Source organism: uncultured Erythrobacter sp. (genome assembly GCF_947492365.1).
In the GTDB taxonomy this organism is placed as follows: Bacteria; Pseudomonadota; Alphaproteobacteria; order Sphingomonadales; family Sphingomonadaceae; genus Erythrobacter.
Genome location: NZ_CANLMB010000001.1, coordinates 1,226,409 through 1,247,117 on the forward strand (window position 1 = coordinate 1,226,409; position 20,709 = coordinate 1,247,117).

Here is a 20,709-nt window from a genome sequence, read left to right on the forward strand (position 1 = left end):
GCTTGAACCGTCAACCAACGTATCACGGTCTCGGCTATGCCAAGGGGCAGGCCTGCGGACGAAGCGTTCCGGCGCAGCGTAAGCTAGGCGGTCACGAGGCCCAGTCGGATGCCGGCGCGAGCACCGGTGACGAACCGCGAAGCAAGGGGACTTGCAAGAAGGCGCAAGCCGGAAAGCCAGAAACCGGACGCGGGTTAGACATCGAGCGCCAAGCGCGTTGACACTGGAAGCAGACGGGAAGGTTCGCCGGAACGAATGCAACAAAGACAATGACCACGCGCTGGTGAGAGTGGGGTCGGCAGCAATGCCGGCCCCATTTGCTTTGGGGTGCGCCTTGCCTGCGCCCCGCCTGCGCCACCTCGACTGCGCTGCCTCTCGTGCCTCGTCCCACCTGCCTTCCAACCCGGCTTATCCCGACCCGATTTGCGCTTGGCTGAGCCGCAACGCTATACCGCTGCTCAAGATGGGCAACGCTTCTCAGCCTTCGCGCGGGTGCACCCGCAGCTCGACACGCAGCACGCTTGGCCTGGCGGCACTGGCTCTGGTCTGCACACCGCTCTCATTTGCCCACGCTCAAGCCAAAGCGCAGGACAGCTCAGCCGACTACGACGAGAGTGAGGGCAGCGTGCCCTTCGCCGCGCACTTCGCCGGTGTGATCGAGCCGCTCGGCCCCGACCTTCAGGACATCGATCTGGCAGTGCCCCCTGACGCAGTGGACATCTCTACGTTCGAGCCTCCGGTCGAGCAGACCCGCGTGATCCGAAGCATGGGCACCGGCATCGCCTCCTTCTACGGCCGCCGCTTCCATGGCCGCCTCACCGCCAATGGAGAGCGGTTCAACATGCGCGCCATGACGGCGGCTCACAAGACGCTGCCCTTCGGCACGATGGTGCGCGTCACCAACCCGCGCAATGGCCGCTCTGTCACCGTGCGCATCAACGATCGCGGCCCCTTCATTCGTGGCCGCGAGATCGACCTGTCGCGCGGCGCCGCCGAAGCCATCGGCATGATCAGCCGCGGCCATGCCCGCGTCGAGCTGGAAGTGGTGAGCCCCTAGCGCCATTCAGCGCCACTCCGGCCCAATGCGCTCGATCAGGGCCTCGGGCAGGTCGGCAAGCTCGCCGATCTCCCACCATTGCTCCGCGCCGTTCTCGAAGGCGAAGAGTTGCAGCATTTCCGCGTCGTCAGGGCTGGCAAAGTCCCTCAGCGGGGTCGCACTGACAGGCCGCGCGGCCTCCATCGCCTGAAGCCGCCGCTCTAGCTCGGGCAGCGCTTCGCCATCACCCCCCTCGCCCTTCTGATCCGGCTCTTCCACACCGTCTTCGGCAGGCGACATGGACCGCATGTTACACGGTCCTGAGGAAGTTTTCTGCGCCGGTTCCGGCTGGCTTTCGGCCGCCCCGTCAACCTGCATAGCCGCCCGGTCGGTCAGCACCTGCACGGCCCCTTCATCCTCCTTGGCCATCGCATCCAGCAGCGCGTCGAAATCCTCCGCCAGCGCCGCCACGTCGCCGCGCTCCGCTAGCCGGTCGAGCCGCGCCAGATGAGCCAGCAAGAGGCGCGAGTCGAACCTCCGCCGCGTTGCGATCACCTCGCCGTGGTAATAGACCTCTTCCTCAACCCCATGCATCGCGCGGGTGGCCAGTGCATCCTCGGCGTGCTGGCGTGCAACCACCAGAGCCGCCTCACAGGCGCGCCGAAACACCGGACAGGCGCGGCGCAGCCGGTAGGCGGTCTGGTGCGAGACAGCGCAATGCTTGGCCGCCGCGCGCATCTCCCCGCATTCCGAAAGCCGCGCAAGAAACGCCCGCTGCCGCTCGCGGGTGAACTGAAACTGCGCCGCATGCGCCTCATCCGGCGGCAAGCGGTCGAGCAGCGCCGGCAAAGCCTCGGCGGCGGGAATGTACTGGACAGGCTTCTGGCCCGAGCGATCAGGGTGTGCGGGTGAGTTCATGGGGGGCTCCGGGGTAAATCTTTGGAGCCGGGTCAGTTATAGGAAACTGGCGGTGTAGGAAAATGGGGGAGTTGTTTGTTGCGCCTCAAGCGCCGGCGTTCGCGTCCGCTCACTTGGCTATCCTCCGGGGGCCCGACCCCTGCGGGGCCACCCCTCCGGGCGGCCGGTCGGCCTAGCGACGCCTGCGGCGTCGAGCCATTCCAAGCCATCTAACTCGCGCCTAGTACTTGGTGCCAGCTATCGGCTTGGTCGCGGAGCACGGCGCGCAGCGCCGCAAGGGCGACTGCCCGTCCGCAGCGGGTGCGTAGCGAAGCGGAGGACGTCTAGCGAGGACGCTCCCACGGAGGTGGGAGCGCAAAACAAAAACTCCGCGCGGAACCTTGGTCCGGCTCCTTCAATCCAATTCCCCGTCAAACCAATCCTCCCAACAACACCCCCTCTTAACCATAAATCAAACCCCCTCCCCTATCCGCACCCAAACACCACCACACAGGGGACCGGAATGTTCTGGGAACGCGTCAGCCGCATCGGGCTGGTCATCAACACAAAGTCGCTGCTGATCGTCATTCTGGCGATTATCTCGACCTGGGCGAGCCTTAAGCTCAACCTGATCGCCGACTATCCGCTGACGATCATCTCGACCGCGGTGATCTTCCCGATCGTGTTCTCCATCGGCCACGCCTATAAACGCCGCGAGGCTGCGCTGGACGATTACGGAACGATCAAGGCGCATGGCCGCGCGCTCTATTTCGCCGCGCGCGACTGGCTGCCCGATGGCGAGGATGATGACGCCAAAGCCGCCAAAGAGCAACGCCTGCGCCATATTGAGGGCGCGCTCGAACATCTGCTCGCCGCCTGCCGCGCGATGTTCAAGGGCGACCGCAGCGAAATGCCGCAGACCGAGCGCGCGGTTTACGCCGCCTTCTCGGAGATTTCCGGCTTTGTGAAACGGATGCGCGCAGAAGGTCTGGCGAGCGGGGAATGCTCGCGCTGCAACCAGTATGTGTCGAAGATGATCGTGGCGTTCGAGAGCGTCAAACACATCTACCAATACCGAACCCCGCGCACTCTGCGCGCGTTCAGCGACGTGTTCATCATCCTGCTCCCGCTGATCTACGGGCCGTTCTTTGCCTTTTGCGCAATCGAATATGAAGCGCCCGTGCTGACCTATGTGATGCCGGTGCTCTTCGCGGTGATCCTGACGGGCCTCGACAACATCCAGAACCACCTCGAAGACCCCTTCGACCAGATCGGCCCCGACGACGTCGCGATCAACGCGGAGAAGTTTGTGGAGTTGCTGGGTTGCGGTGAGGAAGAGGCTGCCTAGGGGGGCTGGTGGTCACGCGGCTTTGCGCCAGAAACCACGGGTGAAAGTAGTAATCCCTAGGGTCGTCTTTCAGACAAATTGGTTGTCGCCGGTCAAATGTTTGGCTGCGGACAGGCGCAGGGCCTGTTCTTCTCCAATGGCGGGAAGCAGGGCGGATATGAAGCAGTCACCTATCACTCCGGCAGCAGGAAAACCGGCCGGGATCATGCAATCCGCCGCTGGCGAGGATGCATTCCACTCAGTGTTTGAAAATGCGCCCTATGGCATGCTGATGGTCGATGATCAGGGGGTGATTGCGGCGGCGAACGACCACCTTTCATCGTTGTTCGGCTATCCACGCGAAGAACTCATCGGCGAGAAAATCGAAAAGCTTCTGCCCGCCCGTTACCGCACCGACCATGTGCAAAAGCGCGAAGGCTATGCGAGTGATCCTTCGGCCCGCGCGATGGGCCGCGGACGCGATCTCACCGGATTGCGCCGCGACGGGGTCGAGTTTCCGCTGGAGATCGGGCTGAGCCGGGTCGAGACAAGCCACGGCCAGATGACCTGCGCGGCGATTATCGACATCACTGAACGCCAGCGCTTTGAACTGCGCCTGCGCGAGGCCAATTCGCAGCTCGAAGAATTCACCTATGTCGCCAGCCACGATCTGCGCTCGCCGATCCGCGGCATATCGAACCTGATCGAATTTGTGCGCGAGGATATGGCCGAGGGGCAGCACGATGCGATGCAAAAGAACCTCGACCGGATGGACAAGCGGGTGCACGCGGTCGAGCGGATGATCGACGACCTGCTGACCTATGCGCGCGCAGGCCGCCGCGCGGTGGAGGTCGAGGAGATCAACCTCAAGGATCTGATTTCCGAAATCGTCAGTCTTGAAGACCTTCCGGTGGGTTTTTCCGTTAATTTCGAGGTGCCTGACGAAAGCTTTGTAGGCGCGCGCACCCCACTCACCACGGTCATTCGCAACCTCATTTCAAACGCGGTCAAACATCATGACAAGGAGGTCGGGACGATCAGCGTCAATGCCAGCTATTCGGGCAATACCTGCCTGATCGAGGTGAGCGATGACGGGCCGGGCATTCCCGACAATGCCAGAGAGCGCGTCTTCAGGTTGTTCCAGACACTCAAATCTTCCGAGCGCAAGGGAGAGGGCCTCGGTCTGGCGGTCGCACAGCGCCTGGCGACCGGGCACGGCGGGCACCTCGAACTCGTACCCCACAGCGCCGAAAGAGGCGCCTGTTTCCGTGTTTCATGGCCTCGTTTCACAAGGACAAATCTCGATGCATGAACCCAGCCCCAAGATCCTGATCATCGACGATGATGATATCTCAGCCGAAATGGTTGCGCGCGCGCTGCGCAAGGACTTGCCCGATTTGCAGGTTCTAGCCGCCGAAGACGGCATGGCGGGCCTCGAAGTTCTGCGCGGAAGAGGCCCTCAACCATGCACCAAGCCGCTGATGATCTTTCTCGATCTCAACATGCCGCGAATGAACGGGTTCGAATTTCTCGAAGAGATGCGCGAGGACCCGGAATTGCGCCGGAATGTCGTGTTTATCTTCTCCACCTCAGAGGCTGAGGAAGATCTGAGCCGCGCCTATGATTTCGGCGTTGCGGGCTATATCACAAAGTCGCGCGTGGGCCGGCATATGTGCAATGTGACCGATCTGCTGAAATCCTACGCCTCGACGGTGATCCTGCCAGCCTAGAAGGATAGCGCTCTGCGCGGTGGCCGTTGTTCCCTGCCTCCCGCGCAGAGCCGCGCTTAGCGTTGCGCTCGCCTCATTCTGCAGCGTCCTGCCGGCGCTTGAGCATAGGCTCCAGATAGTGCCCCGTGAATGAGCGCGGTTCCTGCGCAACATCCTCCGGCGTGCCTGCCGCGACGACCTCGCCCCCGCGCACGCCGCCTTCGGGCCCGAGGTCCAGGATCCAGTCGGCGGTTTTGATCACGTCGAGATTGTGCTCGATCACCACCACCGAATTGCCTTGCTCGACCAGGCGGTGGAGCACCTCCAAGAGCTTGCGCACATCCTCGAAATGCAGGCCGGTTGTCGGCTCGTCGAGGATGTAGAGCGTCTGGCCGGTCGAGCGTTTGGACAGCTCCTTCGCCAGCTTTACCCGCTGCGCTTCGCCGCCTGACAGGGTCGTCGCCTGCTGGCCGACCTTGACGTAGCCCAGCCCCACTTCGTTCAGCATTCGCATCTTGTCGCGGATCGGGGGGACCGCTTTGAAGAAGCCCTCCGCATCCTCGATCGTCATGTCGAGCACGTCAGCGATCGACAGCCCCTTGAACTTCACCTCCAGCGTCTCACGGTTGTAGCGTTTGCCGCCGCATTCCTCGCAGGTGACATAGACGTCGGGGAGGAAGTGCATCTCGATCTTGATCAGGCCGTCGCCGGTGCATTGCTCGCAGCGCCCGCCTTTGACGTTGAAGGAGAAGCGGCCCGGCTTGTATCCGCGCGCCTGGCTTTCGGGGAGGCCCGCGAACCAGTCGCGGATATTGGTGAAGGCGCCGGTATAGGTCGCGGGGTTGGAGCGCGGCGTGCGGCCGATGGGCGACTGGTCGATCTCGATCACCTTGTCGCAGAATTCGAGGCCGGTGACCTTGTCGTGCTTGCCCGCGATCACCCGCGCTCCGTTGAGCGTGCGTGCGGCGGCGGCGTAGAGCGTGTCGATGGTGAAGCTCGACTTGCCCGACCCGCTGACGCCGGTGATGCAGGTGAAGGTGCCCAAGGGGATGCTCGCGGTCACATCGCGCAGATTGTTCGCCTGCGCTCCGTGGACGGTGAGCTGGTGCCCGTTGCCCTTGCGCCGCTCTGCCGGGACAGCGATCTCGCGCCGCCCGGTTAGGTAGTCGGCGGTGAGCGACCTCTTCGCCTTCATGATCTGCTTTAGCGTGCCCTGCGCGACCACTTCGCCCCCGCGCACACCTGCGCCGGGGCCGAGATCGACGATATGGTCGGCCTGCCGGATCGCGTCCTCGTCATGCTCGACCACGATCACCGTATTGCCGAGATCTCGCAGCCGCTTGAGCGTCTCCAGCAGCCGGTCATTATCGCGCTGGTGCAGGCCGATGCTGGGCTCGTCGAGCACATAGAGCACGCCCGAAAGGCCGCTCCCGATCTGCGAGGCGAGCCGGATGCGCTGGCTCTCGCCTCCGCTCAACGTGCCCGAAGTCCGATCCAGATTGAGGTAGTCCAGCCCGACATTGTCGAGGAAGCCCAGCCGCTCATTGATCTCTTTCAGGATCGCGCGGGCGATCTGCGATTGCTGGTCGGTCAGCTTGTCGTCGAGCGCCAGGAACCACTCCTTCGCATCCGACACGCTCATCGTCACCGGCACGGCAATGTCGGTCCCCGCGACCTTCACCGCGAGCGACTTTTCATTGAGGCGCTTGCCCCCGCAGGTCTCGCACGGCTGCGCGGTCTGGAACTTGCCCAGCTCCTCCTGCATCCACGCGCTTTCGGTCTGCATCATGCGGCGGTTGAGGTTCCCGATCACGCCCTCGAACGGCTTATTGACCGTGTATTCCTTGCGCCCGTCCTTGAAGGTCAGCTGCACCGGCATCCCGCCTGTGCCGTGCAGGATGATCATGCGCTGATCCGGCTCCAGATCCTTCCACGGCGTGGTGATGTCGAAATCATAGGCCCGCGCGAGGCTGGTCAGAACCTGCATGTAATAGGGCGAAGGAGGGTTGGACTTGGCCCATGGCGCGATGGCACCCTGTTTGAGAGTGAGCGCTTCATTGGGCACCACCAGCTGCTCGTCAAAGAGCTGCTTTTCGCCAATCCCGTCGCAGGTCGGACACGCGCCTTGGGGTGAGTTGAAGGAGAAGAGCCGCGGTTCGATTTCCTCGATGGTGAAGCCGCTGACGGGGCAGGCGAACTTCTCGGAGAAGACGATGCGGTTGGCGGGCAGGCCTGCGCCTTTCATCGCGCCGCCGCCCTCAGCCTCGTCTTCACGCCCGGGGACCACGCCATCGGCGAGATCGACATAGGCGAGGCCGTCTGCGAGCTTCAGCGCCGTCTCGAACGAGTCCGCAAGCCGCGTCTCCAACCCTGTCTTCACCGCGAGCCGGTCCACCACCACTTCGATGTCGTGCTTGTACTTCTTGTCGAGTGCGGGCGCGTCTTCGATGCCGTAAAGCTCGCCGTCGATCCGCACGCGGGTGAAGCCGGCCTTCTGCCACTCAGCCAGCTCCTTGCGGTATTCACCCTTCCGGCCGCGCACTACGGGAGCGAGCAGATAGGCGCGCGTCCCCTCGGGCAGTTCCATCACGCGGTCGACCATCTGGCTGACGCTCTGCGCGGTGATCGGCTCTCCGGTGGCAGGCGAGTACGGCACGCCCACCCTCGCCCAGAGCAGGCGCATATAGTCGTAAATCTCGGTGACGGTCGCCACGGTCGAGCGCGGATTGCGGCTGGTGGTCTTCTGCTCGATCGAGATAGCAGGCGAGAGCCCGTCAATATGCTCGACATCGGGCTTCTGCATCATCTCGAGGAACTGGCGCGCATAGGCGCTCAGGCTCTCGACATAACGCCGCTGCCCCTCGGCATAAATGGTGTCGAAGGCAAGGCTCGACTTGCCGCTCCCCGACAGCCCCGTAACGACAATCAAAGCATCGCGCGGCAGATCAATGTCGATGCCCTTGAGATTGTGCTCACGCGCACCACGAACTGAGATTTTGGTCAACATAGGAGCGGGTTTGTTCCGGAAATGTTCGGGTTGGTCAAGGGGCGCAGATGGGCGCGGCGCTGTATGTCCACGATATGGTTGGCGCGGTGGGGCAATTGCAATGGGTAAAGGTGGATTTACCTGCGCGCCTAGACGCCGACCATGCGGAAGAACGCTTCAACCAGCTCCCGGCCCGCCAACAGCAAAGGCTGCGCTTCGGGTGCCATCCTGATCGAGGCGATCGACCCGAGCACTGTGAGCGTCGCAATGCCGAACCCGCCGACATAACGCAGAAAGCGATGCCGGGCGGTGGACGGTTTTTCATCAGCATCCGGCGCGCCCGCTTCAAATGCGAAATCGCGCCCAAGATCAACCAGCTCCTGAGCCGCAGCATCGTACTGCCCGCTCGTCACTTCCAGATCTTTGGCCAGCGCCGCCATGTTCTTGAGCTTCTCGACAAGGTCGGCAATCGCCGTCTGGTCGGCATGGGGGAGCGGCACATTGGCCAGCTCGCGCATCTGCTCATCGACATTCCGGAGCGCCGCCATGCACGCCTTGTGCGCGGCAATCAGCTGCCCGAGCGCGGCTTTCTCGTCGCCCAATTCGGCGCTCGACATGGCGGGCAAGCCGTCGATGATGATCGCCATATAGCGGTCCAGCCCGCCCCAGCTTGAATCCTTGCCGCGCTCGGTAAAATGGTCGTCATAGAGAATGAGCGTGCCCTGCATCATGCTCGACAGGTTGCGCTGCGAGCGGCGCACCAGATCGAGCATCATGCGCACCTCATCCATCGCCCGCGCCAGTTCGGCTGGCACTTCGGGGTCGTTGATGACCGGGTCGGGAGTGATGTCGAGCTTGCCATCGCCGCCTTCCACCACGCCGGGGTCGAGATGGGTGGTGACGGTCTTGGCGACATTCTCTTGCGTCAGCGCGGGCGGTTCCCATCCGATCCAGTCGCGGATCACCCTGGCGCGTTCAGCGCGCGGGATCGCCACCATGTCTTTGTAAACCACCTGATCCATGATCGGCATCAGATCGGCGCCATCCAGCCGGAAAGCGACGATCCGCCTCTGCGCCGCAGATGGGTCCATCTTGTAGAAGTGGTTCCACTCGGTCTTGCAATGATCGGAGGAAATGTAGTGGCGCGAATAGAGCGGGATCAACCGGTCCGAGCGCGCCATTGCATCATCCATCGCATTGACCCAGTTCTGCTGCGGAAAATCGCGATACTGGACGATGTAGGACTTGCCGAGATCGTCGAGCACGTCGGCCACTTCGCGCGCCGCCGCTTCGTCTTCGCTGGCATAGCTGATGAAGAAATCGACCTTGGGATCAGTCTGCTCGGGGAGTTCGCGCAGCTCATCGACCTTGGCGGCGATTTCGGCGTTGATCGCGGCTATGTCTTCGCGGCCCCACCACTCGTTGTCGCGTTCGATCAGCCATTGGTAGAAAGCGACGTCCGCCTTATCGGTGAAACCCTTGAAGGCGTGAGGTAGGCCTTCAAGGCGCCCGTAGTACCATTCACGCCAAATCTCGAAACCGTGCTCTGTTCGAGAGAGCCAAGCGGCAGCTTTTGGCCAACGTCTATTGAACCAATCGGGCCGCTGAGGCCAAAGTGGCTCACCCAGAAGGCTCTGCGCAGGCTTGCCCTTTTCTAAGAGTTCACACTCCTTGGATACCACCGACCAAGAGTAGCTAGAAGCGGTAGCGTAGGCGGAAACGGAGGCGGCGGCAGCGTTGGCAGTATAAGCTGAGGTGAAGGCAGATTCGGCTGCGTTGTGAGCTGCATCAGTGGCGTCAAAGGCAACATCAGAATGCTGTTTAATGGCAGACGCAGCAGAAGCAACTGAGGCAAAAGCAGCATCGGCGGCATGCCCCGGGTAAGCCGGGTAAAGAGGGTAGGCGGTAGATGCGGAGACATAATAATCAGCAGAGTAGGCTGCGTCCGCAACCGAGAAATGGGGGGCAACATTGAAGGCACCTGCTGATAGAGCGATTGCCCTAAAGATATTTTTCGTCAATCCTTGATCGGGTAGTTCGTCCACCCATTGAAGTGGGTCAGTAGCGATTGGTAATACCCGTAAGGCACATCGCGCCGCTAAAACCTGTGCCCATTCAGTGGGCTTGTCTTGAAGCCACTCCTCAAGGTCATTTGCGGATGTAATCTCAACTGCCATAACCCAGACTATCCCCGCCCCGTTCGACCAGCGCAAGCCCTCTCGGATCGCGCTATCCGCATTGGCTCGGAGGCCAATTCACCCTCATTCCGCGCCCATTTCGCCATTAAAACCATCGCCCTTGTCAGCAAAACGCGGCTAACCTAGCGCGCGTCAACCACTCTAACCTATTGATTTTTGACATTAATACCTCAATCAACCGCCCTACAGAAAATATGAAGTCGTAGAACTACGCAAAATCGGCGAGACGAAGCTTCTCTTTGCAAGTCTTCGGCTTTGTTCCCTTCGGGTCGCACCTTGGGACTCGACCCGATGTCTCGAGGAGATGCGCGGCGCACCCTAACCCGTCGCGTCGGGTCGGTGGGAGCGGGTTGTGCGGGGGCACGGTGGGCAATGCACCTGTCAATCGCGACCGTTTGCGACAAGCGCCTGCCGACCCGGTTCCCCAAGCCAGACTGCATCGACGCCCCAGCCATTCGCTATCACCTCATGTGACAGCGCAGTGGCTGGCGGTGCATCGGCGACCAGCCGCCCTTCTCTCAGCACCAGAACTCGGTCTGCATGGTTCATCGCCATGGCAAGATCGTGGAGCACGATGACCACGCCGGTCCCCGCCGCGGCGCAGGATTTGAGGTGGTCGATCAAAGTGATCTGATGGCCCAGATCGAGCGCGGCAAGCGGCTCGTCGGCGAGTATCCAGTCGGGCTCTCCGGCCAGCACTCTGGCGAGCAGAGCGCGCGACTTCTCGCCGCCGGACAAGCGGCTGGCGGGGCGCTTGCGCAAATTGCCCAGATCCATGATGTCGATGGCCGCTTCGACCGGCTCGGTTCCCCGATCACGATGCGGCATCCGGCCCAGCGCGACGAGATTTTCCACTGCGACATCCCATGCCACCTCTGCCGCTTGCGGGAGGTAGCCGATTTGCATTGCGCGCTCACGCGGAGCGATCGCAGCAAGGCTCTCACCCCCCAGCGAAACACTGCCCGCAGCCGGTGCGAGCAATCCCGCAAGGCCCATCAGCAGCGTGCTTTTGCCCGCGCCATTGGGGCCGACAATCGCGGTGATCTGGCCCGCTTCGAGCGAAGTCGAAACGCTCTCCAGCGCGAGCCTGCTGCCGCGTGTGATCGAAAGGTCGGTGCAAGCAAGGCTCATAACCGTCCTCCCCGCATCCTGAGCAGCAAATGCAGGAAGAACGGCGCGCCGATCAGCGACAGCGCAATGCCGAGGCGCAGTTCGGTGACAAAGGGCAGCACGCGCACCGCACTGTCTGCGGCGAGTACGAGGCAGGCTCCCGCAAGCGCGCTGGGCAGCAGCAGCGAGCTTGGCAGGCGGTTGGTCAGCGGGCGCACCAGATGCGGGACGATCAGCCCGACAAAGCCGATGATCCCCGCCACCGCGACGCCCGATCCCACGGTCAGCCCAACGCCGACCACCAGCAGCCACAAGAGCCGCGACGGATTGATGCCAAGCGAGCGCGCGGCGTCCTCTCCGAGCGTCAACGCGTCGAGGCTGCGTGCGGCCAAGGCCAGCACCGCGATGCCTGCTATCGTCAGCGGCGCGGCGATCCACACTTCGGTCCAGCTGCGGTCGGTCAGCGCGCCATTGAGCCACATCACAATCTGGCTCATCGCAAAGGCGCTGGGGGCCATGGTGATCGCAAGGGCGGTGAGCGCGCCGGCAAGGCTGGCGATCATCAGACCGGCGAGCGTGAACAGCGCGATCCCTCCGCCCGCGCCTGACGGCGTGCGACCGGCGATCAAGGCGAGGAGCGTCATGCCCAAAGCCGCTCCGGCAAGCGCGAAGACGGGGACGCCCCATACTCCCCACGCAGCTGCGCCAACCCAGAAACTCGCCACTGCTCCAAGCGCCGCCATCGGCGCGATGCCGAACAGGCCGGGGTCGGCAAGCGGGTTGCGCAGATAGCCCTGCATCGCCGCACCCGCTGCCCCCAGCCCTGCGCCGATGACAATCGCCAGCACGGCGCGCGGCAGGCGCAGCTCCATCAGGATCAGCGCGGCGTTGGGTGTGGTCGCAGGATCGATCCACACGCGCCCGGCGAGCAGCGACAGCGGCAAGAGAACCGCCAGAATGGCAGCGAAGAACAGGCTGGCGCGGATCATTGCCCAAGCTCCCGCGCGGCTTCCTCAACTATCGAGGTCAACCGCGCGCGCGCCGCCGGAATTGACGGCCCCGCGCAATAGAACAGCGAAGGCTCGAAGCTCGCTACATAGGTCCCCTCCAGCTCCTGCAAAGCGGGATGACGCTGTCCCGGCCCGTCGCCTGCGATCAGCAGGATTTCGGGTGGATTGCTGAGGATCCGCTCGATAGACACGCGGTCCGCTTGCCCCAGCCCCAGCGCCTCCGACTGGCTCGACAATCCGGCCCACTGCATATGTTCATGGACCAGCGAGTTTGCGCCTGCGACGATCTCGCCCGGCTGCCACAGGAGCGCCGCAAACGCGTGCTCGGACTGCGGCGGGTCTTGCGCGATCATCGCGATAAGATGCGTGGCGCGCTGCGGCTCGCCGGTAAGTGCAGCAAGACGCTCGATCTGTTCGATGCTCTCGGCGGCATTGTTGGGACTGCCGAAAGTCTCAACCCGCAGTCCTGCCGCTTCAAGAGCGGCGCGGGTGGCGGGCGCGATGAAGCTCCCCGCGAGCACTATGTCGGGCTGGAGCGCGATCACTTCTTCGGCCGTGCCGCCGGTCACGCCAAAGCGCGCGGCTAGCTCCACATCCATCGAAGAGGCCGCCGGATCGCGGCTGTAATGCGACAGTGCTAGCACCAGTTCGGGCGCGGCAACTTCGGCGATGATCGCGTCGAGGCAGGGGTTGAGGCTGACAAAGGTCGGCGCATCGCCCGCAGGTGCCTCGGCATCAGGCGTGCCGCATGAAGCAAGCATTGCCGCCAGGCCCATCACAACCGCACTGTTCGAAGCTCTGCCCATATCCGCCAAAGCGCGTAGCTTTGCGCGCACAATCGGGCAAGCGCTGCGGTGCGAAGGAGGCGCTGTTAACGAATTTGCGCAGCCTGTTTGTTTTCGGGACACGGGGCATCGACGCCCTCGCCCGACCGCCTTCCTGAAGCTACGCGCTGGAGCGCGATTATGAACCCGATCAAATCTCTCTTCGCCGCAATGGCAAATGGCACGGCAATTGGCAGGCGTGAGCCGCCGCAGGTGATCCACCTGCCCGACGCCAATGCGCCTGCGCAGGAAGCGCGTTGGGGCAATGGCCGCTGGGACGAGGCCAAACCCGCGCCAATCGGCAAGCGCACGATGCGCAAACGGATCGCGGTGCTGCTCGCGGCCATCGCTGTGCCTGCGATGGCGGCTCCCGGCGATTTCGGCGCGCTACCCGGCAGCGCTCCGACCGAGGCTGAACTGGTCAGCGCCAGACTGGCGCAGCAGCTTGCCGAGAATCCGGCCATGCCGTTTGAACGGCCGGGGATGAGCTTTCCCGGTTCCGCCTTCTTCTTCCTCGCCGATCCGCCATCTGACGAGGCGCTGGTCGCACTGCCGACCTTTGACGCCACGGATACTGGTGCGGAGTCCGGACGCGAGCTGGGTCAACTGATCGACGCAGGCCCTGCCGCGCGTCCCTTCTTCAGCGGGACCGGTATCAATCACACCCGCGCGCAGGACTGTCTGGCGCAGGCGATCTGGTACGAGGCGGCGAGCGAAAGCGAAGCGGGCCAGCGCGCGGTTGCGCAAGTCGTGCTCAACCGCGTGTCGCATTCGAGCTGGCCGGGCAGCGTGTGCGGGGTGGTCTATCAAGGCTCGAACCGCTCGACCGGCTGCCAGTTCAGCTTCACCTGCGATGGCAGCCTTGCGCGGCGCGCGGGCGGCGCGACATGGGCGCGCGCTCAGCGGATTGCGAGCGAGGCTTTGGCAGGCAGCGTCTACCAGCCGATCGGCCATGCGACCCACTACCACACGCTCTGGGTAAACCCGTATTGGGCTTCGAGCCTCGACCATGTCGGGACCATCGGCGCGCACCGTTTCTACCGCACGCGCGGCGCGGCGGGTGATGCCAGCGCCTTTGGCCGTTCCTATGCCGGTTTCGAGCCCGGTGTGAGCGGACGCAGCACCGCTGCCCCGATTGATAGCGTGTCGGATTTCACCATGCCGGCTCTGCCCGATGCGCAATCCGCACCAGCCCGCGCGGCACCGTTTGGCCAGCGCGGCGGCAATGCCAATCGGAGCGCTGCACCCTCGGCAAATCCGGTCCCCGCGCCCGTTCTCGCCGACCCGGCTCTGACCGGAGCAGGACAAGTGCGCGAAGACTATGCCCGCGCCGGACAATGGCGCAGCGATGAAGCGCGCGCAGCAATGGAAGCCGAAGAGCGCGCCATGGCTGAAGAGCGCGCGCAAGCCGCACCCGCACCGCCGCCACCCGCTCCTCAGCCCTGAGTTCTTCGCGCAAAATCGCACAGGTTAACGCGCTCTAAACCTTAGCTTCACACCAAGCCTTAGCGAGCACCGTTCTAACAGCGCATCCCAATCGCTGAACATGCGCAAACCTTGACGGGAAAGCCGGCAAACCCGCCCGGCCCAAACCTCCCGCAAAGCTGCGCAGCAAGAACGGAAATGCACATCTTTATGCCGCAGCATTCTGCACCCACTGATGGCGCCGCTGATACTCGGGCACACTCCAATGGTGTTCCCGCCTACCGGGGCGGCTTCTTCACCGGCAACCCCGTCTGCGCGCCGATTGCCAAAGCGCTGGCATCGCGCGCGGCTGAAAAAGCGGCCAATGACAATGCAGAGTTCACCCGCGACAGCGTAGCCAATGACCAGATGCTGCGCGCGGCCCTGCGCCACTTTGCCGAGCACGGCCTTGGCGCGGCACGCGAGGCACGGGCGCAGGCGGAAAATGCATTCTTCACCGGCGACCGGCAGGCCTATAATTGGTGGCTGGGCATCACCCGCACACTCGACCGGCGTATGGCGGCTCAGGCAGCCCAGCTTTTACCCGATAATGCCAACGGCACTTCGCCCGCCTGATTTAAGGGCCTGATCGCGGGGCCTGATTGAAGGGCCTGATTGAGCGGCCCGATTAGACCGCCTTTAGGCTGCGAATCACATGGTTAACGCGGGCGCTCGGCCTAGGCTTCAACCCCTAGGTAAAGCTCCATGGGCCACACGTTAGCGAAGCCCGCGCGCCCGTCCGTAACCTACGCAATTCTCCCGAGCATTAGCGGTAAGTATGCCGTTAACCTCAGATTGACCACTTTCAGCTAGTGCAGGCTGACCATGGGAGTGATCAACCTACTCAAACCGCTTCGCACGCGGATTCGCGGAGGCTCTACGCAGAGCGCTTCGCCGAATTCCGGTGCTGGCCCGGAGCCCGGCTCGCCGCCGGGCGCGGCGAAGCGTGAACGCGCGGACCAGCTGTCCGAGCGGGTCCGGCGTATTCTGGTCACGACGCTTTACGCACAGCCCTCCAGCCTCGCTATCGGCGCGCTCTGCACGGTTGCGGCGGCTTCGGTATCGGCATGGATTGCCGAACTTCCCGAACTCTATGTCGCCGCGGTCATCCTGACGATTATCGGTGTCGCGCGCGTTGTCGCCGCGTTGGGCCTGTCGCCTGACAGCGAGAACACCTCCACCGCGGTGCTCGAACTGGTCTATGAAGTCGGCGCGTTCAGCTATGCGCTGGCGCTGGGCTGCACCGCAGCCTTCACCATTCTGATCGGCACCCAGACGCAAGTCGAAGTGCTGATGGTAGCCAATGCGCTGGGTTACGGGATCGGTGTGTCTGCGCGAAATGCCGGGCGACCGACGATCGCCATCGGCCAGTTGGCGCTGACCTGTCTTCCGATTGCACTCGCGGCGTTCTGGGCGGGCGGCGCGGGCTTTATCGTGCTGGGCATTACGATCATTCTTCTGATCCCGGCGATGATCTCGATTGCGGGCAATATTTTCACCGTCTTGCGCGACTCCATCGCCTCGGCGGAAACCAGCGCGAGGCTGGCGGACAAGATGCAGGTGCTTGCGCGCACTGACGTTGTAACCGGCCTCGCCAATCGCGCAGGCCTCAACCACGCCATGGTCGAAACCATGATGGGGGTCGATGAAGACAGCCGTCTGGCGCTGATCTGGGTCGACCTTGACCGGTTCAAGGAAGTGAACGACCTGCTCGGCCATCCGGTCGGCGACCGGGTGCTGAGCGAGGTTGCAAAGCGGCTGCGCGAGGTAGCGCCCGAGGCTGGGACTGTTGCACGCTTCGGCGGCGATGAATTTATCGTCTTCTGCCCGATCAGCGACAGCAAGGATGCCGCACGGCTCGCCAGTGAGATCCATGCCGAAATCATGCGGCCATTCCGCATCGATGGCGAGCGGCTGGAAGTGCGCGCTTCGCTCGGCGTGGCATTGCTGCCCGACAACGGCACCGATGCCGATACTTTGATGCAAAGCGCCGACCTTGCGCTCTATCACGCCAAGGTCGGTGGCCGTTCGCAGACTTGCTTCTTTGACAGCTCGATGACCCGCGACCTTGTTCGCCGCCGCGAGATCGAGGACGAGCTGCGCGCCGCAATCCAGCGCGATGAGCTGTCGATCTTCTTCCAGCCGATTGTCGACCTCGAGACGGGCCGGATCAAGACGTTCGAAGCTCTGGTGCGCTGGTTCCACCCGGAAAAGGGCGAGCTGCGTCCCGACGAATTCATTCCGGTTGCCGAGGAAACCGGCGTTATCGTCACGCTCGGCAACTGGATCACCGCACAGGCCGCGCGCATTGCCGCGACCTGGCCCGAAGACGTCACCGTCGCGGTCAATCTCTCGCCGCTGCAAATCCGCGCACCGGGTGCGGCGCTTGGCATCAAGAACGCTTTGCGCGAAGCAGGCCTCGATCCGCGCAGGCTCGAACTTGAAGTGACCGAGAGCCTGTTTATCGAGGACAACCACTCCACCGCAGCCTTTATCGAGGAACTGTCGGAGATGGGTGTGCGTTTCGCGCTCGACGATTTCGGCACGGGCTATTCCTCGCTCGGCTATATCAACAAGTTCCCCTTCTCCAAGATCAAGGTCGACCGCTCCTTCGTTTCGGGCGCGCAGGTCGGCAAGAAGAGCGATGCGATCATCCGCGCTGTGGCCGAGATGGGCAACACGCTGGGCATGGACATCGTGGCAGAGGGTCTGGAAGAAATCGAACAGGTCCAAGCCGTGCGCGATGCAGGCTGCAACCTCGGTCAGGGCTATTACTTCAGCCGCGCTGTGCCCGATTACCTCGCCGCAATGCTGCTGGCGCAGGAACGCGAACAGGATCTGCGCGCAGCGTCTGCCTGATCGCGGCGACCTGATCGCTTTGGCGTTCTAACGCCGCTTTCCCACCACCATCGATGTTGCTGCGTCCGGCCCTCGCCTTGCGTGAGCATTCCGCTTGAAGTCCATAGCTCTTATTGCAACTGCGAACTGTTTGCAAACATTCTTGTAAGATTGAGGGTTTTGACGGTTGCAATAGGCTTTTTGCGGGCCTACGCCGCCGTCATATGCAGGTGCCCGGCCAATGGGACGAATGCCGGTAACGCCTTTACGTCAAATCCCCGTCCCCATTGTTTTAGGGAAGGACTTACCCCTCATGGCCCAAAGCGCAGGACGCAACAAGATCGCCTTGATCGGCTCCGGCATGATCGGCGGCACGCTCGCCCACCTCGCCGCGAAGAAGGAAATGGGCGACATCGTCCTGTTCGACATTGCAGAGGGCATGCCGCAAGGCAAAGCGCTCGACCTGTCGCAATGCGGCCCGATCGAGGGCTTCGACGCGAAGATCACCGGATCGAACGATTACGCCGATATCGCTGGCAGCGACGTCGTGATCGTCACCGCAGGCGTTCCGCGCAAGCCCGGCATGAGCCGCGATGACCTGCTCGGCATCAACCTCAAAGTGATGAAGTCGGTCGGCGAAGGCATCAAGAACAACTGCCCCGACGCTTTCGTGATCTGCATCACCAACCCGCTCGACGCGATGGTCTGGGCGCTGCGCGAATTTTCCGGCCTCCCCCATAACAAGGTGGTCGGCATGGCCGGCGTGCTCGACAGCGCGCGCTTTGCAACCTTCCTCGCATGGGAATTCGGCTGCTCGGTCAAGGACGTCAACGCATTCGTGCTGGGCGGACACGGCGACACGATGGTTCCGGTGAAGAGCTACACCACGATCAACGGCATTCCGGTTGACGACTACGCCAAGATCAAGGGCGTTCCGGCTTCGCGTCTCGACGAAATCGTTGACCGCACCCGCAAGGGCGGCGGCGAGATCGTCGGCCTGCTCGGCAACGGCTCGGCTTACTATGCGCCTGCAACCAGCGCGATCAGCATGGCCGAAGCCTATCTCGGCGACCAGAAGCGCATCCTGCCTTGCGCGAGCTATGTGCAGGGCAAATACGGCCTCGACGGACTCTATGTCGGCGTCCCGACAGTGATCGGCGCAGGCGGCTGCGAGGATGTGGTCGAGATCGAACTTTCCGACGAAGAGAAGTCCAACCTCAAGGTCAGCACCGACGCGGTCGAGGAACTGCTCGAAGCGTGCAAGGGACTGGATAGCAGCCTTGCTTAGGAAGCATTCGTTATGAGTTACGACCTCATGGTCTTCGATCCTGAGAGCGCGCCGCGCGAGCGAGCGGCGTTCTTGGAATGGTATCAGCAAAGTCCGTTCGAAGATGACTCTGACATTTTCAACGATCCTAGCGTTTGTTCTGACAACCTTCGCAACTGGTATCAGGCGATCGTTGGGGAGTATCCCGACTACAACGGCGATGACTTCGACGATGACAAAGTTGAGGAGGTCGGAGATCGCGCAACGGGCTATGCGATTGGCCCCTCAGCAATCTATGCCGACTTTCGCTGGCAAGCGGCCGAAGCAGCATACGACACCGTGCGTCGACTGGCTGTCGAGCATCAGGTTGGCTTCTATGACGTCAGCGGCGATGAAGGCGATGGTGAAATCTACTTCCCCGGTCATGAACTACGCGAACCCTCGCAAGGCCAGTGGCGTCAAATTTCTGCTGACTTTCAAACAGGTGATCTGAGCAAATACATGCCAGAGCCCGAACCACCCAAGCGCCGGTGGTGGGACATTTTCCGGAGAGACAAGTGAGCATCCTCGTAAACAAAGACACCAAGGTCATCACGCAAGTCTGATGCGCATTTTGATCGCCTCGCTTGTGGTTGCAGGTGCGCTTGCCGCGCCCGCTTCCTCGCGCGAGGTGGACCGGCAGGAGGTGGCCGAGGTGTTTGCGAGCGATGTGGCGCAGGAGCAGCGGCTCTATTGCCGTGATACGCGCCTGTTCACGCTCGCCGATGGGCGCGAGGTGCACGCTTGCATCGATTGGCGCGCGCAGAACCGCACGCGGCTGGTGCGCAGCTATGCCGCGCTCGAGGGGCCAGAAGTGGATGCGGACGAAAACCTCGACCTTGCGCGCACATGTTTTGAACTGGCAGTCGCAAGCCAGAACGATCCCAACCGCACCGAGTTTGACCCCGACCAATTCCTCGCTGGCGCACGCGAGCATTTCGCCCTTTGCGCGCGCACCAACGCTCTCCAGCAGAGCGGAGAATACAGCCTCAATATCTACGAGCGCGGCGTGTGGCTCGGAGCCAACTGATTAAAACGAATTCCCAAGACGGAGATACGAATGTCCATTCTCGTAAACAAAGACACCAAGGTCATCACCCAAGGGATGACCGGCAATACCGGCACGTTCCACACCGAGCAGGCGATTGCTTACGGCTCGCAGATGGTCGCAGGTGTGACGCCGGGTAAAGGCGGCACCACGCATGTTGGCGTGCCGCAGTTCAACACCGTGCGCGAAGCCAAGGCGGCGACCGGCGCGACGGCGAGCTGCATCTACGTTCCCCCGCCCTTTGCCGCAGACGCGATTTGCGAGGCGATTGATGCCGAGATCGAGCTGATCATCTGCATCACCGAAGGCATTCCGGTGCTCGACATGGTGCGCGCAAAGGCTGCGCTGACCGGCTCGAAATCGCGCCTGATCGGCCCGAACTGCCCCGGCGTTCTGACGCCGGACGAGTGCAAGATCGGCATTATGCCGGGCTCGATCTTCAAGAAGGGCAGCGTCGGCGTTGTCAGCCGCTCGGGCACGCTCACTTACGAGGCTGTGCACCAGACTACGATGGTCGGCCTTGGCCAGACCACCGCTGTCGGCATTGGCGGCGATCCGGTCAACGGCACCAACTTTATCGACGTGCTCGACCTGTTCCTCGACGATCCTGAAACCAAATCGATGATTATGATCGGCGAAATCGGCGGCTCGGCAGAAGAAGAAGCCGCTGAATTCTTGAAGGCAGAAGCTGCCAAGGGCCGATCGAAGCCGACCGTCGGCTTTATCGCAGGCCGCACCGCGCCTCCGGGTCGCCGCATGGGCCATGCCGGCGCGATTGTCTCGGGCGGCAAAGGCGGCGCTGACGACAAGATTGCAGCGATGGAAGATGCCGGCATCCGCGTCTCGCCCTCGCCCAGCGAACTCGGCACCACGCTCGACGCGATGCTGAAAGAGCTGGCGTAAACCAATGTGCGTCCCCGCCGCGTTGGCGGGGACCAACTCCCTCCCTCCCCGGA

At 62.8% G+C, this 20,709-nt stretch carries 17 protein-coding genes; 11 read left to right on the forward strand and 6 right to left on the reverse strand.

Annotated features, from left to right (window positions below):
- Positions 1-463: 463 nt before the first annotated feature.
- Positions 464-1,057 (forward strand): septal ring lytic transglycosylase RlpA family protein, encoded by a 594-nt coding sequence (locus tag Q0887_RS05955; RefSeq protein WP_299193151.1) that lies wholly within the window; start codon positions 464-466, stop codon positions 1,055-1,057.
- 6 nt (positions 1,058-1,063) lie between these two features.
- Here the strand turns inward: Q0887_RS05955 and Q0887_RS05960 are convergent, their stop codons facing one another.
- Positions 1,064-1,954, reverse strand: coding sequence for a hypothetical protein (locus tag Q0887_RS05960; protein WP_299193153.1), 891 nt, complete (start codon positions 1,952-1,954; stop codon positions 1,064-1,066).
- Between the two features lie 502 nt (positions 1,955-2,456).
- Here Q0887_RS05960 and Q0887_RS05965 point away from each other — a divergent pair.
- The 3 genes from Q0887_RS05965 (at position 2,457) to Q0887_RS05975 (ending at position 4,990) form a co-directional block, all read left to right on the forward strand.
- A complete protein-coding gene (locus Q0887_RS05965) occupies positions 2,457-3,281 on the forward strand; it encodes a hypothetical protein (protein WP_299193154.1) in 825 nt (274 codons plus the stop codon).
- A gap of 157 nt (positions 3,282-3,438) precedes the next feature.
- Positions 3,439-4,572 (forward strand): PAS domain-containing sensor histidine kinase, encoded by a 1,134-nt coding sequence (locus tag Q0887_RS05970; protein ID WP_299193155.1) that lies wholly within the window; start codon positions 3,439-3,441, stop codon positions 4,570-4,572.
- Positions 4,565-4,990, forward strand: a complete 426-nt coding sequence (locus Q0887_RS05975) for a response regulator (protein WP_299193157.1) — start codon at positions 4,565-4,567, stop codon at positions 4,988-4,990. Before Q0887_RS05970 ends, Q0887_RS05975 begins: the two co-directional genes overlap by 8 nt.
- 73 nt (positions 4,991-5,063) lie before the next feature.
- On the opposite strand, the gene uvrA is transcribed toward Q0887_RS05975, so the two are convergent.
- From uvrA to Q0887_RS06000, 5 genes are all read right to left on the reverse strand, one after another.
- Positions 5,064-7,976 carry an excinuclease ABC subunit UvrA gene (gene uvrA, locus Q0887_RS05980; protein ID WP_299193158.1) on the reverse strand — a complete coding sequence of 971 codons (2,913 nt, stop codon included), beginning with the start codon at positions 7,974-7,976 and terminating at the stop codon, positions 5,064-5,066.
- Positions 7,977-8,104: 128 nt separating this feature from the next.
- Positions 8,105-9,637: a TIR domain-containing protein gene (locus Q0887_RS05985; RefSeq protein ID WP_299193160.1), complete on the reverse strand. Its 1,533-nt coding sequence runs from the start codon at positions 9,635-9,637 to the stop codon at positions 8,105-8,107.
- 897 nt (positions 9,638-10,534) lie between these two features.
- A complete protein-coding gene (locus Q0887_RS05990; protein ID WP_299193161.1) occupies positions 10,535-11,284 on the reverse strand; it encodes an ABC transporter ATP-binding protein in 750 nt (249 codons plus the stop codon).
- A complete protein-coding gene (locus Q0887_RS05995) occupies positions 11,281-12,252 on the reverse strand; it encodes an iron ABC transporter permease (RefSeq protein ID WP_299193162.1) in 972 nt (323 codons plus the stop codon). Before Q0887_RS05995 ends, Q0887_RS05990 begins: the two co-directional genes overlap by 4 nt.
- The gene (locus tag Q0887_RS06000) at positions 12,249-13,034 is read right to left on the reverse strand and encodes an ABC transporter substrate-binding protein (protein ID WP_299193164.1); all 786 of its coding nucleotides are present in this window, start codon (positions 13,032-13,034) and stop codon (positions 12,249-12,251) included. Before Q0887_RS06000 ends, Q0887_RS05995 begins: the two co-directional genes overlap by 4 nt.
- 204 nt (positions 13,035-13,238) lie before the next feature.
- On the opposite strand from Q0887_RS06000, the gene Q0887_RS06005 reads away from it, so the two are divergent.
- From Q0887_RS06005 to sucD, 7 genes are all read left to right on the forward strand, one after another.
- Positions 13,239-14,543 (forward strand): cell wall hydrolase, encoded by a 1,305-nt coding sequence (locus Q0887_RS06005; RefSeq protein ID WP_299193166.1) that lies wholly within the window; start codon positions 13,239-13,241, stop codon positions 14,541-14,543.
- A gap of 189 nt (positions 14,544-14,732) precedes the next feature.
- Positions 14,733-15,137, forward strand: a complete 405-nt coding sequence (locus tag Q0887_RS06010; RefSeq protein WP_299193168.1) for a hypothetical protein — start codon at positions 14,733-14,735, stop codon at positions 15,135-15,137.
- A 249-nt stretch (positions 15,138-15,386) separates the two neighbouring features.
- Positions 15,387-17,420 (forward strand): EAL domain-containing protein, encoded by a 2,034-nt coding sequence (locus tag Q0887_RS06015; protein ID WP_299193169.1) that lies wholly within the window; start codon positions 15,387-15,389, stop codon positions 17,418-17,420.
- 292 nt (positions 17,421-17,712) lie between these two features.
- Complete coding sequence (gene mdh / locus Q0887_RS06020) at positions 17,713-18,687, forward strand: malate dehydrogenase (RefSeq protein ID WP_299193171.1); 975 nt, start codon at positions 17,713-17,715, stop codon at positions 18,685-18,687.
- 12 nt (positions 18,688-18,699) lie between these two features.
- Positions 18,700-19,227, forward strand: a complete 528-nt coding sequence (locus Q0887_RS06025) for a hypothetical protein (protein WP_299193173.1) — start codon at positions 18,700-18,702, stop codon at positions 19,225-19,227.
- A gap of 43 nt (positions 19,228-19,270) precedes the next feature.
- Positions 19,271-19,735: a hypothetical protein gene (locus Q0887_RS06030; protein WP_299193175.1), complete on the forward strand. Its 465-nt coding sequence runs from the start codon at positions 19,271-19,273 to the stop codon at positions 19,733-19,735.
- 30 nt (positions 19,736-19,765) lie between these two features.
- Positions 19,766-20,656: a succinate--CoA ligase subunit alpha gene (gene sucD, locus Q0887_RS06035; RefSeq protein WP_299193177.1), complete on the forward strand. Its 891-nt coding sequence runs from the start codon at positions 19,766-19,768 to the stop codon at positions 20,654-20,656.
- The last annotated feature ends 53 nt before the right edge of the window (positions 20,657-20,709 follow it).

Bases quoted from the DNA above. Each gene is read 5' to 3' on its own strand.
- Q0887_RS05955 (WP_299193151.1), top strand. From the start codon at position 464: ATGGGCAACGCTTCTCAGCCTTCGCGCGGGTGCACCCGCAGCTCGACA.
- Q0887_RS05960 (WP_299193153.1), bottom strand. From the start codon at position 1,954: ATGAACTCACCCGCACACCCTGATCGCTCGGGCCAGAAGCCTGTCCAG.
- Q0887_RS05965 (WP_299193154.1), top strand. From the start codon at position 2,457: ATGTTCTGGGAACGCGTCAGCCGCATCGGGCTGGTCATCAACACAAAG.
- Q0887_RS05970 (WP_299193155.1), top strand. From the start codon at position 3,439: ATGAAGCAGTCACCTATCACTCCGGCAGCAGGAAAACCGGCCGGGATC.
- Q0887_RS05975 (WP_299193157.1), top strand. From the start codon at position 4,565: ATGCATGAACCCAGCCCCAAGATCCTGATCATCGACGATGATGATATC.
- uvrA (WP_299193158.1), bottom strand. From the start codon at position 7,976: ATGTTGACCAAAATCTCAGTTCGTGGTGCGCGTGAGCACAATCTCAAG.
- Q0887_RS05990 (WP_299193161.1), bottom strand. From the start codon at position 11,284: ATGAGCCTTGCTTGCACCGACCTTTCGATCACACGCGGCAGCAGGCTC.
- Q0887_RS05995 (WP_299193162.1), bottom strand. From the start codon at position 12,252: ATGATCCGCGCCAGCCTGTTCTTCGCTGCCATTCTGGCGGTTCTCTTG.
- Q0887_RS06000 (WP_299193164.1), bottom strand. From the start codon at position 13,034: ATGCTTGCTTCATGCGGCACGCCTGATGCCGAGGCACCTGCGGGCGAT.
- Q0887_RS06005 (WP_299193166.1), top strand. From the start codon at position 13,239: ATGAACCCGATCAAATCTCTCTTCGCCGCAATGGCAAATGGCACGGCA.
- Q0887_RS06010 (WP_299193168.1), top strand. From the start codon at position 14,733: ATGCCGCAGCATTCTGCACCCACTGATGGCGCCGCTGATACTCGGGCA.
- Q0887_RS06015 (WP_299193169.1), top strand. From the start codon at position 15,387: ATGGGAGTGATCAACCTACTCAAACCGCTTCGCACGCGGATTCGCGGA.
- mdh (WP_299193171.1), top strand. From the start codon at position 17,713: ATGGCCCAAAGCGCAGGACGCAACAAGATCGCCTTGATCGGCTCCGGC.
- Q0887_RS06025 (WP_299193173.1), top strand. From the start codon at position 18,700: ATGAGTTACGACCTCATGGTCTTCGATCCTGAGAGCGCGCCGCGCGAG.
- Q0887_RS06030 (WP_299193175.1), top strand. From the start codon at position 19,271: ATGCGCATTTTGATCGCCTCGCTTGTGGTTGCAGGTGCGCTTGCCGCG.
- sucD (WP_299193177.1), top strand. From the start codon at position 19,766: ATGTCCATTCTCGTAAACAAAGACACCAAGGTCATCACCCAAGGGATG.